The organism is Pseudomonas sp. B21-010 (assembly GCF_024749325.1).
Classification (GTDB): domain Bacteria; phylum Pseudomonadota; class Gammaproteobacteria; order Pseudomonadales; family Pseudomonadaceae; genus Aquipseudomonas; species Aquipseudomonas kilonensis.
Map to the genome: position 1 here is coordinate 1,539,376 of NZ_CP087198.1, position 14,794 is coordinate 1,554,169.

Annotated in this window: 15 protein-coding genes; 10 read left to right on the forward strand and 5 right to left on the reverse strand. The window is 62.6% G+C overall.

All coding sequences use genetic code 11. The annotated features are described in order from the left end of the window. Positions 1-5: 5 nt before the first annotated feature. Together LOY50_RS06760 and LOY50_RS06765 are read right to left on the reverse strand one after the other, a co-directional pair. Positions 6-1,172, reverse strand: coding sequence for an MFS transporter (locus tag LOY50_RS06760; RefSeq protein WP_214512133.1), 1,167 nt, complete (start codon positions 1,170-1,172; stop codon positions 6-8). A gap of 18 nt (positions 1,173-1,190) precedes the next feature. Then, the gene (locus LOY50_RS06765; RefSeq protein WP_003198672.1) at positions 1,191-1,493 is read right to left on the reverse strand and encodes a helix-turn-helix transcriptional regulator; all 303 of its coding nucleotides are present in this window, start codon (positions 1,491-1,493) and stop codon (positions 1,191-1,193) included. 157 nt (positions 1,494-1,650) lie between these two features. On the opposite strand from LOY50_RS06765, the gene LOY50_RS06770 reads away from it, so the two are divergent. Then, entirely contained in the window at positions 1,651-2,235 is a 585-nt protein-coding gene (locus LOY50_RS06770; RefSeq protein WP_258690517.1) for an ACP phosphodiesterase, read from the forward strand. A 114-nt stretch (positions 2,236-2,349) separates the two neighbouring features. Here the strand turns inward: LOY50_RS06770 and LOY50_RS06775 are convergent, their stop codons facing one another. Both LOY50_RS06775 and olsB read right to left on the reverse strand, forming a co-directional pair. Continuing rightward, entirely contained in the window at positions 2,350-3,144 is a 795-nt protein-coding gene (locus LOY50_RS06775; RefSeq protein WP_253472143.1) for a 1-acyl-sn-glycerol-3-phosphate acyltransferase, read from the reverse strand. After that, complete coding sequence (gene olsB / locus LOY50_RS06780; protein ID WP_003198679.1) at positions 3,144-3,899, reverse strand: L-ornithine N(alpha)-acyltransferase; 756 nt, start codon at positions 3,897-3,899, stop codon at positions 3,144-3,146. The genes LOY50_RS06775 and olsB overlap by 1 nt, the downstream gene beginning before the upstream one ends. 144 nt (positions 3,900-4,043) lie before the next feature. On the opposite strand from olsB, the gene LOY50_RS06785 reads away from it, so the two are divergent. From LOY50_RS06785 to LOY50_RS06805, 5 genes are all read left to right on the forward strand, one after another. Continuing rightward, positions 4,044-4,916, forward strand: coding sequence for an acyl-CoA dehydrogenase family protein (locus LOY50_RS06785; RefSeq protein WP_253472145.1), 873 nt, complete (start codon positions 4,044-4,046; stop codon positions 4,914-4,916). A 183-nt stretch (positions 4,917-5,099) separates the two neighbouring features. Beyond that, positions 5,100-6,194 (forward strand): serine hydrolase, encoded by a 1,095-nt coding sequence (locus tag LOY50_RS06790; protein ID WP_258690518.1) that lies wholly within the window; start codon positions 5,100-5,102, stop codon positions 6,192-6,194. Further along, complete coding sequence (locus LOY50_RS06795) at positions 6,191-6,502, forward strand: amidase (RefSeq protein ID WP_258690519.1); 312 nt, start codon at positions 6,191-6,193, stop codon at positions 6,500-6,502. Before LOY50_RS06790 ends, LOY50_RS06795 begins: the two co-directional genes overlap by 4 nt. 207 nt (positions 6,503-6,709) lie before the next feature. Then, positions 6,710-7,300 (forward strand): YceI family protein, encoded by a 591-nt coding sequence (locus LOY50_RS06800; RefSeq protein ID WP_214512127.1) that lies wholly within the window; start codon positions 6,710-6,712, stop codon positions 7,298-7,300. 1 nt (position 7,301) lies between these two features. Next, complete coding sequence (locus LOY50_RS06805; RefSeq protein WP_258690520.1) at positions 7,302-8,459, forward strand: phosphatidylserine/phosphatidylglycerophosphate/cardiolipin synthase family protein; 1,158 nt, start codon at positions 7,302-7,304, stop codon at positions 8,457-8,459. A 132-nt stretch (positions 8,460-8,591) separates the two neighbouring features. On the opposite strand, the gene bglX is transcribed toward LOY50_RS06805, so the two are convergent. Further along, positions 8,592-10,883 carry a beta-glucosidase BglX gene (gene bglX, locus LOY50_RS06810; RefSeq protein WP_258690521.1) on the reverse strand — a complete coding sequence of 764 codons (2,292 nt, stop codon included), beginning with the start codon at positions 10,881-10,883 and terminating at the stop codon, positions 8,592-8,594. A gap of 251 nt (positions 10,884-11,134) precedes the next feature. On the opposite strand from bglX, the gene LOY50_RS06815 reads away from it, so the two are divergent. From LOY50_RS06815 to LOY50_RS06830, 4 genes are all read left to right on the forward strand, one after another. Continuing rightward, positions 11,135-11,743: a LemA family protein gene (locus LOY50_RS06815; protein ID WP_003198691.1), complete on the forward strand. Its 609-nt coding sequence runs from the start codon at positions 11,135-11,137 to the stop codon at positions 11,741-11,743. Between the two features lie 136 nt (positions 11,744-11,879). Then, a complete protein-coding gene (locus tag LOY50_RS06820) occupies positions 11,880-12,629 on the forward strand; it encodes a YgcG family protein (protein WP_258690522.1) in 750 nt (249 codons plus the stop codon). Between the two features lie 27 nt (positions 12,630-12,656). After that, entirely contained in the window at positions 12,657-13,274 is a 618-nt protein-coding gene (locus tag LOY50_RS06825) for a TPM domain-containing protein (protein WP_253472157.1), read from the forward strand. Between the two features lie 213 nt (positions 13,275-13,487). Beyond that, a complete protein-coding gene (locus LOY50_RS06830; RefSeq protein ID WP_258690523.1) occupies positions 13,488-14,705 on the forward strand; it encodes an SAM-dependent methyltransferase in 1,218 nt (405 codons plus the stop codon). The last annotated feature ends 89 nt before the right edge of the window (positions 14,706-14,794 follow it).

Below are 14,794 nucleotides of genomic sequence, written 5' to 3' on the forward strand. Positions count from 1 at the left end.
AAAAGTCAGTGAGTTGCCGGGGCCAGATCGGCATTGCCGCCCTGACGGAAAGTGATGAGGGTGACCAGCAGCGCCAGCACGGCCAGTGCGCCGGCGGCCAGGGGCACGGAGGTCAGGCCCAGGCCATGGTCGATGACACTGCCGCCGACCCAGGCGCCCAGGGCGTTGCCGATGTTGAAGGCGCCGATGTTCAGGGTGGAGACCAGGTTGGGCGCATCTTTGCCGAAGGTCACCACGTTGACTTGCAGGGCCGGCACGGCGGCGAAGCAGGCGGTGGCCCAGAGGAACAGGGTGATTTCGCTGGGGATCAGCGCCACGCTGGTCCAGCTCAATACGGTGGACACCACGGCCATGGTGAGGAAGACGCCCATCAGCGTGTTCGCCAGGCTCTTGTCCGCCAGCTTGCCGCCGATGATGTTGCCCAGGGTCAGGCCCAGGCCGATCAGCACCAGGGTCCAGGTCACGCCGCGGGGCGATACGCCGGTCACTTCACCCAACAGCGGGGCGACATAGGTGAACAGGGTGAACACCGAGGCGGAGAACAGCGCGGTCATGCTCAGGGACAGCCACAGGCCGGCCCCCTTGAGCGCCATCAGTTCCGAGCGCATATCGAGCGTTTCTTCATCGCGCTTGGCCGGCAGGAAGCGGATCAGGCCGATCAGCGCAATTACGCCAATGACAGTCACTGCCCAAAAGGTCGAACGCCAGCCGGCTTCCTGGCCCAGTGCGGTGCCCAGCGGTACGCCGAGTACGTTGGCCAGGGTCAGGCCGGTGAACATCAAGGCCACGGCTGAAGCGCGCTTGTTGGGCGCCACCAGACCGGCAGCCACCACCGAACCGATACCGAAGAACGCGCCGTGGCACAGGGCCGTGACGACCCGGGCAAACATCAGCACGTTGTAGTCGCTGGCAATGGCGCAGAGCAGGTTGCCGACGATGAAAATCCCCATCAACACCACGAGGGCGGCCTTGCGCGGCAGTCGCGCAGTGGCCAGGGCCATGAACGGCGCACCGATGGCCACGCCCAGGGCGTAGCCGGTCACCAGCCAGCCGGCGCCAGGAATCGACACGCCCAGGTCGGCCGCCACGTCGGGCAACAGGCCCATGATGACGAACTCGGTGGTGCCGATGGCGAAGGCGCTCAGGGCCAGGATCAGGAGTGAGAGGGGCATGATGAGGTCCTTGTCAGGTCAGAGCTCTTGGCTCATTTGCTTGAGGAACTGCTGGATCACTTCCTCGTTGCGCTTGAAGAAGTGCCATTGACCGACCTTCTGGCTGGTGATCAGCCCCGCCCGTTGCAACACCGCCAAATGCGCAGACACCGTCGATTGCGACAGGCCGCAACGCTGGTCGATCTGTCCGGCGCAAATGCCGAATTCGTGGTTGTGCAACTGTTCCGGGAACTGGACCTTGGGGTCTTTGAGCCAGTTGAGGATGTCTCGCCGTACTGGGTGCGCCAGGGCTTTTATTATTTCGTCGAGGTCAAGGGTCATGGGTGGCAAGCTCGGGGTTGATAAAACGCTATATCGCGATGGAACGAACCTTAAATCGTTATTTCACGATATACAAATATGGATTTGATCTGAATGCCGAACAAATCGCTATATCGGGTTATAACGATATTGGCGGGGTGGTGCTAAGCTGCGGGCCATGAACTATCTCGCGCACCTGCACCTCGGCGGCCCTGGCCGGGAACAACTGCTCGGCAGTCTCTATGGCGATTTCGTCAAGGGACCGCTGCAAGGGCTCTACGACCCACGGATCGAAGCGGCGATTGCCCTGCATCGGCGCATTGACATGTACACCGACCGCCATCCCTTGGTGGACATCGCCCTGTCGCGCTTTTCCACGGTGCGACGGCGCTATGCCGGAATCGTGCTCGACGTGTTTTTCGACCACTGCCTGGCCCGGGACTGGGCGTTGTACGGCGAAGGGCCGCTGGTGGATTTCACGGCCCGGGTGTACCAGGTGCTCGGCACCGAACCGCAGTTGCCGGGGCGCCTGGCGCACATCGCACCGCATATGGCGGCGGATGACTGGCTGGGGTCTTATCAGGAGTTCGAGGTGCTTGGGCAGGTGCTGCGCGGCATTTCCCGCCGGCTGTCCCGGCCCGAGGAACTGGCCGGGGCGATGCCGGAGCTGATCAGGCTCTATGAGCCGTTGAACGAGGATTTTCGGTTGTTCTACCCACAGCTGCAGGATTTTGCTCAAAACCAAGTCACGCCGCAGGACTAATTGTGGGAGCGAGCTTGCTCGCGATAGCGGAGTATCAGCCAGCGCATCTGCTGAATGTTAAGCCGCTATCGCGAGCAAGCTCGCTCCCACAAGGGGGGCTGCGCTGAGATCGGATCAGGCCGCAATCGCAGCAGGTCGCATCGGCGCTTGCTGTTTCTCTGGAAGCACCCCGAACAATGCCTTGTGCACCGCCTGTTGCGCCTGGAATGCCAGTGCCGCGCGTTCCTGGCCGTGGCAGGCAATCGGTTCCAGCAGATGGATTTCCACCTCACCCCGATCATTGGCAAACAAGCGCATCAGGTGCGACAGCAAATCATCATCGCCAATGAACGGTGCCAGCGAATCCGGTTCACCGTTGCGCAGGTAACGGATCGCCACCGGCTGCAGCGCGACATCGGCGTCGATGGCCGCTGACAGCAGGCGACCGTGGAAGGTGCGCAAGGTCTGGCCATCGGTGGTGGTCCCTTCGGGGAACATCAACAGCGAATGGGCCTGTTCCAGATGGCGGCTCATCTGCTTGCGGATCAATTGGCTGTCACCCGAACCGCGCCGGATAAACAGGCTGCCGGCCTTGGCTGCCAGCCATCCGGCCACCGGCCAGGTGCGCACTTCGGCCTTGGACAGGAACGACAGTGGCGTGAGCATCCCCAGCAACGGGATGTCGGTCCAGGACACATGGTTGCTGACCCACAGCATCGGCCGTTGCGGCAGGTGACCGTGGACGGTGACTGAAAAGGGCAGGGCACGGCTCAGCCGTGCCATGAAGAACCGCGACCAGCGCTGGCGGCGGACCATCGAGTTGGCGATCCCCAGGCGTTCGAACAGACCGAAGACACTGGCCATGCTCAGGCCCAGCGCCACCACCAGCAATACTCGCGCGATTCGCGCGTACACCCGCAGCCGGCTCATCAGACCGCTGCCTTGAAGTGGCGGGCGTAGCGCGGGCAGAGCTCGTCGCGCTTGAGCAGGATGAACACGTCGGCCACCTGGAAATCCTCGTCCCAGCACGGCTCGCCGCAAATCTTCGCGCCCAGGCGCATGTAGGCCTTGAGCAGCGGTGGCATCTCGGCGATGACGTTGGACGGCACGTCCAGGGTCGGCAAGGGTTTTTTCGGTACGGCTTGCAGGTGTTCGGTGCACAGGTAGCGTTCGCGCAGGCGCTGCATGATCGCCTGGGCCTGGATCCCGCCGTCCTGCATCGGAATGCTCGCGCAGCCCATCAGGTAGCTGTAGCCGCCTTCGTTCAGGACTTCGGCCAGCTCGCCCCAGAGCACCGCGATGGTGCCACCGTTGCGATAGGCCGGGTCGACGCAGGTACGGCCGATTTCCAGGATCGGGCCCTTGAGATGGACCAGGCCGTGGAGGCTGAATTCTTCTTCGCTGTAGAACCGACCCAGGCTGCTGGCGGCCTGGTGGTCGAGCAGGCGAGTGGTTGCCACGAGGCGGCCGGTGTTCAGGTCGCGTACGCCGATGTGGGCGCAGTGAACATCATAGTCATCCATGTCCAGACCCATTTCCGCGCCCTTGAGCTTGGCGTTGAATTCGCCGCTGAAGACGTTGAAACGCAGGGCCTGTGCTTCTTGCAAGGCTTGGGCGCCGATCAGGCGTTCGGCTTGCAGGCGGCGTTCATTGCCGGTGTCGCTGATGCGGGCGATCTGGGTCATAGCGAATCTCCGTGCGGGCTGTTCAGTTGCAGCCAATCGACTTTCTTTATGCAGCCATGTTGTGCAAAGTCAGGCTATGTAGCCCCGGTGTCATCGCCATGAAGCTTTGGTGATGCTTATATGACAGCCCTCGAGGAGCTCCCCATGCCCTGGCACACCCTGATCGAACGCGGCGAGCGCCTGCCCGCCCATCCGGACCTGGCCGAAGGTTATGCCGCGTTGTTGCAACGCCTGGGGCCGGTGACGCCGTTCGAGCTGGCCGTAACCGGAGCGCGGTTGATGGCGACACCGGGGCTGGCGTTCCTGGTGGGGTATCAGGCGGCGCTGCGGGTGCTTTGGCCCAGTGCGCCGCAGAGCCTCGGCGCCTTGTGTGCCACCGAACAGCGCAGCCTGCGCCCGGCGGACATGCAAACCCGCCTCGACGACTTGCGCCTGAGCGGACGCAAGGATTTCGTCACCGCGGGCGATGCCGCCGAGTGGCTGTTGATTGCCGCTCGCTGCGAAGCACCCGGTGAAACGCCACGGCTGAACCTGGCAGTGGCCTATGCGGGCGAGCCCGGCGTGACCCTGGAAAAACTCCCCGCCATTGCCCTGATGCCGGACATCAGCCATGGCCGCGTGCTGCTCGACGGCGCGTTGTGCGAGTTGCTGGCAGGCGACGGTTGGGACGCCTACGTCAAACCGTTCCGCACCCTGGAAGACCTTTATGTGCTCAGCGCGATGACTGCCTGGTTGTATGGCGTCGGGCAGGAATGTGCCTGGCCCCAGGCGTTGCAATTGCGCCTGCTGGCGTTGCTCGCCGGCTGCGCGCAGGTGAGTCGGCATAACCCGTCCAGCGCTGCCGGGCACGTGCTGCTGGGCGGGTTGTTCGCTCAGTTCCAGGGGCTCGACGGCGAACTCAACGTTGCCCTGGCCGCCGGACCTGCGGCGTGGCGCGAGATGTGGACACGGGATAAAGGGGTGATGGAGATTGGAGCGGGGGCGCGGGCCAAGCGGCTGGCCAAGGCGTTGGGCTAGTCCCTCAAGCGACTGCCCCCTGTGGGAGCGAGCTTGCTCGCGATAGCGGAGTGTCAGCTAAGCATATGGCGACTGACAAACCGCCATCGCGAGCAAGCTCGCTCCCACAGGGGAGCACACAAGCCTCGAAACTGTCATCAAGTCTGAATAGGCTCTGAAGGTTCAATCCTGCGAGCCCCGAGCATGTCCAAAGGCTGGTTCCTGATCCCGCTGCTGTTGCTCAACCTGAGCGCCCACGCCGAAGACTGGCCCGGCGAGCAATGGCCAAGTGGCCCGACCCCGAGCGGGCCGGCCATCGAAGCCTTGGAGCGATACGCCTTCCCGCCCCGGGACGATGCGAGCCGCGAAGGCATCCGCACCGATGCGCTGCTGGTGATCCAGGACGGTCGGCTGGTCTACGAACGCTACGCCGGGCCGACCACTGCCCAGACCCCGCACCTGACCTGGTCCATCAGCAAAAGCCTGCTGGCGACGGTGTTTGGCGTGGCCTACGGGGAAAAGCTGTTTGGCCTGCAAGACCCGGCCGCCAAGTACTACCCACCACTGAGCCGGCACCCGGGCCTGACCCTGGCCGATCTTTTCCACTGGGCCTCGGGCCTGGATTGGCAGGAAGACTACGAATACGCGCCGCTCAACTCTTCGGTGGTGGCGATGCTCTATACCCGCGGGCGTCATGACATGGCGGCGTTCACTGCGCAGCATGAAAGCGCCAGCCCGCCGGGGCAGGCGTTCCGTTATTCCAGCGGTGACAGCAACTTGCTGGCGGCGGCCTTGAAAACCATCGTCGGCCCGGTGCGCTACCCCGACTTCCCCTGGACGGCCTTGTTCGAGCCCCTCGGTATCCGCCACGCCATCTGGGAAACCGACGCCAGCGGCACGTTCGTGGGATCGTCCTATGCCTACCTCACCGCGCGAGACCTGGCGCGTGTCGGGTTGTTGATGCAACGGGACGGTCGCTGGGGCGAACGGCAACTGCTACCCAAGGCATGGGTCGCGTTCAATCGCCAACCTTTTGCCCACTTCCAGGCCGGCCAGGACGAAGCCGTGCCCGGCGGGCATTGGTGGCTCAACCGCGCCGCCGATCCGGCAATCCAGCCTTGGCCCGATGCGCCGCCGGATACCTTTGCCGCGTTGGGTCATTGGGGCCAGGCGTTGTACGTCATCCCCAGCGCCAAACTGGTGATCGTGCGCTACGGCGACGACCGCGACGGCAGCTATCGCCATAACGAACTGCTCAAGCGCGCCATGGAGGCGTTCACCGGGACGGTGCAGCCATGAAGCGCAGAGTGTTGCTTACCCTGTTGTCGATGCTGCTCATCGCCCTGTTCACTTGGGTCTGGCTGGAGCGGGTGGCATTGCGGGCCTTCCCCGACATCATCAGCGCCTACACCGCCAAGGAATATTGCTCATGCCGCTATGTGATGGAGCAATCGGCGGACTACTGCCGTGGCTATGTGAAGCAGTCGGTGCCTATCAGCGAATTTCTCGAGACCGCTGAAGCGAAACGCATCACCGTCAGCGGGTTGGGGCGTAGCAACAGCGCGCGGTGGATGGGGGAGCGGAAGGGGTGTCGGTTGGTGCCCTGAACTAACCGTTGGCAACAAGGCCTGTGGGAGCAAGGCTTGCCCGCGATGGCATCCTTGAGGCCGCCATCGCGGGCAAGCCTTGCTCCCACAGATAAACCCCTTCATCTCAGGTTCTCTGTATTCCTGATCGTTGTTGCAACAGACAGTTTGCAAGCGCCCTCGGCCCGGTTAAGGTTCGCCACAGGTTTATCTACCCTCCGAGTGTGTATGTTCAAGCGGTTTTTCCCTCACGCTGCCGCCAGCTTGCTGCTGGCCTGCGCCGCGCTGCCAGCCCAGGCCGACTGGTACCTGGACGGCGAGTCGTCGCGGCTGTCGTTTATCAGTAGCAAAAACGGCAATGTTTCCGAGGTCCAGCGTTTCCTGGTGCTGCACGGTCAAGTCCAGCCCGAGGGCTTGGCGCGCCTGGAAGTGGAGCTGGAGTCCGTCAACAGCGGCATTCCCCTGCGCGATGAGCGCATGCGGGCCGAGCTGTTCGAGATCAAGCAGTTTGCCGAAGCCACCGTCACCGCCAAGATCGACCTGGCGCCGATCCAGGACCTGGCCAGCGGCGCGCAGTTGGAATTGCGCCTGCCGCTGACGGTGAACCTGCACGGCAAGCAGCACGAATACAACGTCGAACTGCTGGCGACGCGCCTGGACGAACGCCGCTTCCAAGTGGTGACACTGGAACCGGTGGTGCTCAACGCGGCGGATTTCGATCTGGCACCGGGGCTGGAAAAGCTGCGAAACCTGGCCGGGTTGTCGGCCATCAGCCTCTCGGTGCCGGTGAATGCGGTGCTGATCTTCACGGCGCGCTGACATGAGCGGCCCGGTATTTCCCTGGCGTGAAGGCAATCGCTTCGAGCTGTTGATCGATGGCCCGCAGTTCTTCCCGCGCATGCTGGTGGAAATCGCCCGTGCCCAGGAACAGGTCGAGCTGGAACTCTATCTGGTGGAGGCGGGCACATGCGCCGAGGCGATGGTCCAGGCGCTGGTGCAGGCCGCCGAGCGTGGCGTTCGCGTGCGGTGCCTGTTCGATGACTACGGCAGCCTGGCGTTTACCCTGGCCCTGCGCAAGCGTCTGACCGAGGCCGGGGTGGAGTTGCGTTTCTACAATCGCCTGAGCTGGCGTCGCTGGGTGCGCAACCTTTACCGGGATCACCGCAAGCTGCTGTTGGTGGACCAACGCCTGGCCGTGGTCGGCGGCACTGGGGTGACCGATGAATTCTGGAACCCCCTCGACGACCGCAGTGAGTGGCACGAAGTGATGGTGGAAATCGTCGGCCCGCTGGTGCTCGACTGGCAGTTGCTGTTCGACCGCCAGTGGCTCGCCAACCGCCATCGGCGAGCCTGGAAACCGGCGTCCAACTTCGGCTTGCCGCGCCTGCCGCGCGTACCGCCAGTGGGCGAGGGCATGGGTCGGGTGGCGTATGCCGACGCCCGCCAGCATCGCGACATCCTGCAATCGCTGTCGCGGGCATTGAACAGCGGCCAGAAACGCATCTGGATGGCGACGCCGTATTTCCTGCCGACCTGGAACGTGCGCCGTTCCTTGCGCAAGGCCGCCGCCCGCGGCATCGATGTGCGCCTGCTGCTGACCGGCCCGCGCACCGATCATCCGTCCGTGCGCTACGCCGGGCACCGTTACTACCCGCGATTGCTCAAGGCTGGCGTGCAGATTTTCGAATACCAGCCATGTTTCCTGCACCTGAAGATGGTGCTGGTGGACGACTGGGTCAGCATCGGCTCCTGCAACTTCGATCACTGGAACCTGCGCTTCAACCTGGAAGCCAACCTCGAAGCCCTGGATTCCAGGCTCAGCAGTGCAGTGGCGGCCAGTTTCGAGCGGGACTTCACCCAGAGCCTGCAAGTCAGCCTCGACGCCTGGCAGCGCCGGCCATTGTGGAAGCGCTTCAAGCAGCGGTTGTGGGGGTTGGTGGATCGGGTGGTGGTGAACTTGCTGGATCGACGCGGCTAGCCCGAACACCCAGATACAACTGTGGGAGCGAGCTTGCTCGCGATGGCGGTCTGATATTCAACATCTGAGTTGAATGTTAAGCCGCTATCGCGAGCAAGCTCGCTCCCACATGGGGTTTGTGTTGCCTGGGGATCAGAGCAACTCAAAACTCTGCTGCTTCACGTCCTGGGAATCCAGGCCGATCTGCACGTTGAACTTGCCCGGCTCTGCCGCGTACTTGAGTTGGGCATTGAAGAACTTCAGGTCGTCTTCGGTGATGGTGAAGTGGATGACTTTCTTTTCGCCGGCCTTGAGCATCACCTTGCGGAAGTTCTTCAGTTCCTTCACCGGGCGAATGATCGAGCCGGTCACGTCCTGGATGTACAGCTGCACCACGGTTTCGCCGTCACGCTTGCCGGTGTTTTCCAACGTCACGCTGGCATCGAGCTTGCCGGTCTTGTTCAGCGTGGTCGACGACAGGGCCATGTCCGACAGGCTGAACTCGGTGTAGCTCAAGCCGTAACCGAACGGATAGAGCGGGCCGGTGGTGTCATCGAAGTACTGTGAGGTGTAGTTGCCCGGCTTGCCTGGCGTGAACGGCCGGCCGATGCTCAGGTGGTTGTAGTAGGTCGGAATCTGCCCCACCGAGCGTGGGAAGGTGATCGGCAGCTTGCCCGACGGATTGTAGTCGCCGAACAGCACATCAGCGATGGCGTTGCCGCCTTCGGTGCCGCTGAACCAGGTTTCCAGGATCGCATCGGCCTGCTGCTTCTCGTCCAGCAACGCCAGCGGACGGCCATTCATCAGCACCAGCACCAGCGGCTTGCCGGTGGCCTTCAGGGCCTTTATCAGTTCGCGTTGGCTGGCCGGGATGTTCAGGTCGGTACGGCTCGACGATTCATGGGACATGCCACGGGACTCACCCACGGCGGCCACCACCACATCGGCATCCTTGGCGGCTTTTACCGCTTCGTCGATCAGCACCTGGGCCGGACGCGGGTCGTCTACCACTTCCGGGGCATCGAAGTTGAGGAAGTTCAGGTAGTCGAGCACCTTCTTGTCGCCGGTGATGTTGGCGCCACGGGCGTAGATCAGCTTCGAGTCAGCGCCCAGGGCGCGGGTCATGCCGTCGAACAGGGTGACCGATTGCGCAGGACGCCCGGCCGCGGCCCAACTGCCCATCATGTCGATCGGAGCCTTGGCCAACGGGCCGACCAGGGCGATTTTTGCTGTCTTCTTCAGGGGCAGGGTCTGGTTGCGGTTTTCCAGCAGGACCAGGCTGCGGCGCGCCACATCACGGGCGTCGGAGCGGTGCATGCGGCTTTCGGCGTAGGTGTCGGCCGGGTCGTCCTCGGCCTTGCCGATGCGCAGGTACGGGTCCTTGAACAGGCCCATGTCGTATTTCGCCGCGAGCACTTCGCGCACCGCGTTGTCGATGTCGCTCTGCTCGATTTCACCGGCCTTGAGCAACCCTGGCAGTTCCTTGCCATAGAGCGAGTCGTTCATGCTCATGTCGATGCCGGCCTTGATCGCCAGTTTCGCCGCTTCGCGACCGTCCTTGGCAACGCCGTGCTTGATCAGTTCGAAAATGGCGCCGTGGTCACTGACCGCCAGGCCCTTGAACCCCCATTCCTTGCGCAGCAGGTCGTTCATCAGCCAGGTGTTGGCCGTGGCCGGCACGCCGTTGATGGAGTTCAGCGCGACCATCACCCCACCGGCCCCGGCGTCGATGGCGGCGCGGTAGGGTGGCAGGTAGTCCTGGTACATTTTCAGCGGACTCATGTCCACGGTGTTGTAGTCCCGGCCACCTTCCACTGCGCCATACAGGGCGAAGTGCTTGACGCTGGCCATGATGCTGTCGGCCGCGTTGGCGCCGTTGCCCTGGAACGCCTTGACCATCACCCCGGCGATGCGCGACACCAGGTAGGTGTCCTCGCCGAAACCTTCGGAGGTGCGGCCCCAGCGCGGGTCGCGGGAAATGTCGACCATCGGCGCAAAGGTGATGTCCAGGCTGTCGGCCGCGGCTTCCTGGGCCGCGATGCGGCCGGAGTGGTAGATCGCGTCCATGTCCCAGCTCGAGGCCAGGGCCAGGGGGATCGGGAAAATCGTGCGGTGGCCGTGGATCACGTCATAGGCGAAGAACATCGGGATCTTCAACCGGCTGCGCATGGCCGCGTCCTGCATCGGACGGTTTTCATCGCGCGTGATGGAGTTGAACGTGCCCCCGATGTTGCCGGCGGCGATTTCCTTGCGAATCATCTCCCGGGGCATTTCCGGGCCGATGCTGATCAGGCGCAATTGGCCGATCTTCTCTTCGAGGGTCATCTGCTTCATCAGGTGGCTGATGAAGGCGTCCTTGTTCTCTATGGGGGCTGGCAGGTTGTCGGCTAATACGGATTGACTGGCCAGACTGACAAACAGGCCCAGCAAACACAGCTTCTTCATGAATAATTTTCTCGCAAGCCTAAAGGGCGGTAATCAGGACACGCCGGTCAGCCAAAATGTGAGGAGCGGCTATTGTTGTTCAGTTAAATGCAGCACACTTTCGAACCCATTGGGCTGAACTTAGTTTCGCACTGCGCATCTTTTAGCCCATCGACCCGTTTCAATCCAGTGCGGCGGCAGATTATGCCCCAGGCGCCGGTGAGATAGGTGGCCGTGTTTTTCCAATGTCATGCAACGGAGAGCTCCACCCGATGAATCCACGACTGAACCACCTTCGCAGCTTGCCGATGCTGGCCCTGATGCTGCTCACCACGTTGCTGGCCGGTTGCGGCATCAATAACATCCCGACCCTGGACGAACAGGCCAAGGCCGCCTGGGGCCAGGTGCAGAACCAGTACCAGCGCCGCGCCGACCTGATTCCCAACCTGGTGGAAACCGTCAAGGGCTACGCCCAGCACGAGCAGGAAACCCTGACCGCGGTGATTGAAGCGCGGGCCAAGGCGACGTCGATCCAGGTCGATGCCAGCACCCTGGACAACCCGGAAAAACTCAAGCAGTTCCAGCAGGCCCAGGACCAGCTGACTGGCGCGTTGAGCCGGTTGATGGTGGTGTCCGAGCGTTACCCGGACCTCAAGGCCAACCAGAATTTCCTGGCGTTGCAATCGCAGCTTGAAGGCACCGAGAACCGCATCGCCGTGGCCCGCCGCGACTTCATCCTGGCCGTGCAGAAGTACAACACCGAAATTCGCACGTTCCCGGGGCGCCTGTGGCACAGCGTGATGTACAGCGACCTGCCGATCCGCGAAACCTTCGAGGCCACCAGCCCCAATGCCGAAAAAGCCCCTGAAGTGAAGTTCTGAAAAAACTGTGGGAGCGAGCCTGTGGGAGCAAAGCTTGCTCGCGATGAACGATAACGCGGTCATTAGCAAGACCGAGGTGCCTTCATCGCGAGCAAGCTCAGCTCCCACACCCGCTCGCTCCCACACAGGAGTTCCAATGCGCGTGTTGAAATTTGGCCTGGTGCTGTTGCTCTGGGTGTTTGCCATCACGGCCCAGGCCGAGCTGAAGTTTCCGGCATTGACCGGGCGGGTGGTGGACGCCGCCCAGATGCTCGAACCCTCGGTGCGCACGCAACTGGAAGCGCAGCTCAAGGCCCATGAACAGGCCACCGGCGAACAGGTAGTGGTGGTCACGCTGGCGGATTTGCAAGGCAGCAGCATCGAAGACTTCGGTTATCAACTGGGGCGCCACTGGGGCATCGGGCAGAAGGATAAAAACAACGGCGCACTGCTGATCGTCGCTCGGGATGACCGTAAACTGCGCATCGAAGTGGGCTACGGCCTGGAGGATCGCCTGACCGATGCGCAGAGTTCGGTGATCATCAACCAGGTGATCACCCCGGCTTTCAAGACCGGCAACTTCAACAAAGGCATCAGCGACGGCGTCGCGGCGATGCTGGTGGTGCTGGGCGGCAGCCCGTTGGACGAGCCGGCACCGGCGTACAGTGCGCACGGGCAGCAGGAGCCGAGTGATTTCGTCGAGCGCCATCCCGGGCTGTTCATCTTCCTGGTGATACTGTTTATTTTGATGATATGGGTCTGCCAGATGCTCGGTATCCTGCCGACCGGAAGCGGTGGCTCCAGCCGTTCGGGCGGTTCCGGTGGAGGCTTCGGCGGCGGAGGCGGCGGGGGCTTCAGTGGTGGCGGTGGCAGTTTCGGGGGCGGCGGTTCGTCGGGCGGCTGGTGATAATAATAATGAGCAGGCACTTTTAACATGGCATTACTGACTGAACACGAACAACGCAAAGTCGCCGAGGCCATCGCCCGGGTCGAGCGGTATACCGACGCTGAACTGGTCACGGTGCTGGCCGCCCGTGCCGACGACTACGCCTATATCCCGCTGTTATGGGCCAGCCTGCTGGCCCTGGTGGTGCCCGGTGTGGTCCATTACCTCTCCGGTTGGTTGACGATGCACAGCCTGTTGCTGGTGCAGTGGGTCAGTTTCATTGTGCTGTGCCTGGTGTTTCGCATCCCCAGGATCACCACGCACCTGATCCCCCGTTCCGTGCGTCACTGGCGGGCCTCCAACCTGGCGCGCCGGCAATTCCTCGAACAGAACCTGCACCACACGGTGGGCAGCACGGGGATACTGATCTTTGTCTGCGAGGCTGAGCGGTACGTGGAAATCCTGGTGGACGAAGGCATTTCCAAGCGCCTGGACAACAAATGCTGGGATGCCATCGTCGCAGCGTTCACCCAGCAGGTTCGCCAGGGGCAGACCTTGCAGGGTTTCGTGACCTGCATCGAAGCGTGCGGCGAATTGCTCAAGGAGCACGTGCCCGTGACCCAGGAACGCAATGAACTGCCGAATCGGTTGGTGGTGCTGGGCTGAAAATTCGCTGCCAGCACAAGCCTGTGGGAGCAAAGCTTGCTCGCGATGAACGATAACGCGGTGAGCCTGCACTATCGTGGCGTATTCATCGCGGGCAAGCCTTGCTCCCACAGAGGCTACTGCTTGCCACACGAACTTTTCCGTGCCCTCGCTGCCCATCCCCCCTAAAATACCCGCCATTCCCGATTCGCCCCGCCCCGAGGCCGCTTGTCCATGTCTGCCACCGCAACGCCCGTCCGTCCCGCGCCGGATCACCACGCCCAGTTCATCGAGCTGCTGCGCACCAGCCTTGAACAGAACGCTTTCATCAAACTGGTGCTGGCCAAGTACGTGGGTGACGAAGCGGACCTCCAGCGGCTGATCATCAAGCAGCTGACGGTCAAGGATCAGCCGTGCCTGTCCTTCGTCTACCGCTACAAGACCCGCGACATCACCAAGAATTTCCCTGTGGCCGAAGGGGTGGAAACCATTGCTGCGCTGTTGCCGGCATCGTTCAAGAACGCGCATTTGCTGGCGGTCACCGACGAGGCGCAGCTGGAGTACAGCAAGAAGGGCAAGAGCTCGCTGTTCAAGAGCCAGCCCCAGCAACTGCGAGAAGTGCCATCTGCCGAGCACAACCGTGAGAAAAACCGCTTTCTCGACCTGAGCCGGCCATTTTTGGCCGACCTGGGCGTGACCAACCACAAGCACGAGCTGATTCCGGCGATGTCGCGCAAGTGGAAGCAGATCAACAAGTTCATCGAGGTCTTCAGCCATGCGCTGACGTCTTCGCCGCTGGCCCTGGACAAACCGGTGCGGGTCTCGGATTTCGGTTCGGGCAAAGGCTACCTGACGTTCGCCATCCACGATTACCTGCGCAACACCTTGCAGGCCGAAGGCGTGGTGACCGGTGTCGAGCTGCGCGAAGACATGGTCAAGCTGTGCAACGAAGCCGCCGCGCGCCTGGAACACCCGGGCCTGAGTTTTCAGCACGGTGACGTGCGCAGCGTGGCGCCGAGCGCGGTGGATGTGATGATCGCCTTGCACGCCTGCGACATCGCCACCGACTACGCGATCCACATGGGCATTCGCTCGGGCGCCTCGATCATCATGTGCTCGCCGTGCTGCCACAAGCAGATCCGCTTGCAGATCCAGAGCCCGGCCTTGCTCAAGCCGATGCTGCAATACGGCCTGCACCTTGGCCAGCAGGCGGAAATGGTCACCGACAGCTTGCGGGCGCTGTTCCTGGAAGCTTGCGGCTACGAGACCAAGGTCTTCGAGTTCATCTCCCTGGACCACACCAACAAGAACAAGATGATCCTGGCCGTCAAACGCGCCGACCCGGTGGACCCCACCGAGCTGCTGGCCAAGATCCAGGAGCTCAAGGCCTTCTACCACGTTACCGAGCACTGCCTCGAAACGCTGCTACGGGCCGATGGTTACCTCGCCTGAGGCTGGTGCCCCAAATACTGTGGGAGCAAAGCTTGCTCGCGATAAGGGCGACACGGTTTAACGGCTAGAACCGCGTCATCGTTCATCGC

Excerpts from the sequence above, each read along its gene's own strand:
- LOY50_RS06760 (WP_214512133.1), bottom strand. The coding sequence starts at position 1,172 with ATGCCCCTCTCACTCCTGATCCTGGCCCTGAGCGCCTTCGCCATCGGC.
- LOY50_RS06765 (WP_003198672.1), bottom strand. The coding sequence starts at position 1,493 with ATGACCCTTGACCTCGACGAAATAATAAAAGCCCTGGCGCACCCAGTA.
- LOY50_RS06770 (WP_258690517.1), top strand. The coding sequence starts at position 1,651 with ATGAACTATCTCGCGCACCTGCACCTCGGCGGCCCTGGCCGGGAACAA.
- LOY50_RS06775 (WP_253472143.1), bottom strand. The coding sequence starts at position 3,144 with ATGAGCCGGCTGCGGGTGTACGCGCGAATCGCGCGAGTATTGCTGGTG.
- olsB (WP_003198679.1), bottom strand. The coding sequence starts at position 3,899 with ATGACCCAGATCGCCCGCATCAGCGACACCGGCAATGAACGCCGCCTG.
- LOY50_RS06785 (WP_253472145.1), top strand. The coding sequence starts at position 4,044 with ATGCCCTGGCACACCCTGATCGAACGCGGCGAGCGCCTGCCCGCCCAT.
- LOY50_RS06790 (WP_258690518.1), top strand. The coding sequence starts at position 5,100 with ATGTCCAAAGGCTGGTTCCTGATCCCGCTGCTGTTGCTCAACCTGAGC.
- LOY50_RS06795 (WP_258690519.1), top strand. The coding sequence starts at position 6,191 with ATGAAGCGCAGAGTGTTGCTTACCCTGTTGTCGATGCTGCTCATCGCC.
- LOY50_RS06800 (WP_214512127.1), top strand. The coding sequence starts at position 6,710 with ATGTTCAAGCGGTTTTTCCCTCACGCTGCCGCCAGCTTGCTGCTGGCC.
- LOY50_RS06805 (WP_258690520.1), top strand. The coding sequence starts at position 7,302 with ATGAGCGGCCCGGTATTTCCCTGGCGTGAAGGCAATCGCTTCGAGCTG.
- bglX (WP_258690521.1), bottom strand. The coding sequence starts at position 10,883 with ATGAAGAAGCTGTGTTTGCTGGGCCTGTTTGTCAGTCTGGCCAGTCAA.
- LOY50_RS06815 (WP_003198691.1), top strand. The coding sequence starts at position 11,135 with ATGAATCCACGACTGAACCACCTTCGCAGCTTGCCGATGCTGGCCCTG.
- LOY50_RS06820 (WP_258690522.1), top strand. The coding sequence starts at position 11,880 with ATGCGCGTGTTGAAATTTGGCCTGGTGCTGTTGCTCTGGGTGTTTGCC.
- LOY50_RS06825 (WP_253472157.1), top strand. The coding sequence starts at position 12,657 with ATGGCATTACTGACTGAACACGAACAACGCAAAGTCGCCGAGGCCATC.
- LOY50_RS06830 (WP_258690523.1), top strand. The coding sequence starts at position 13,488 with ATGTCTGCCACCGCAACGCCCGTCCGTCCCGCGCCGGATCACCACGCC.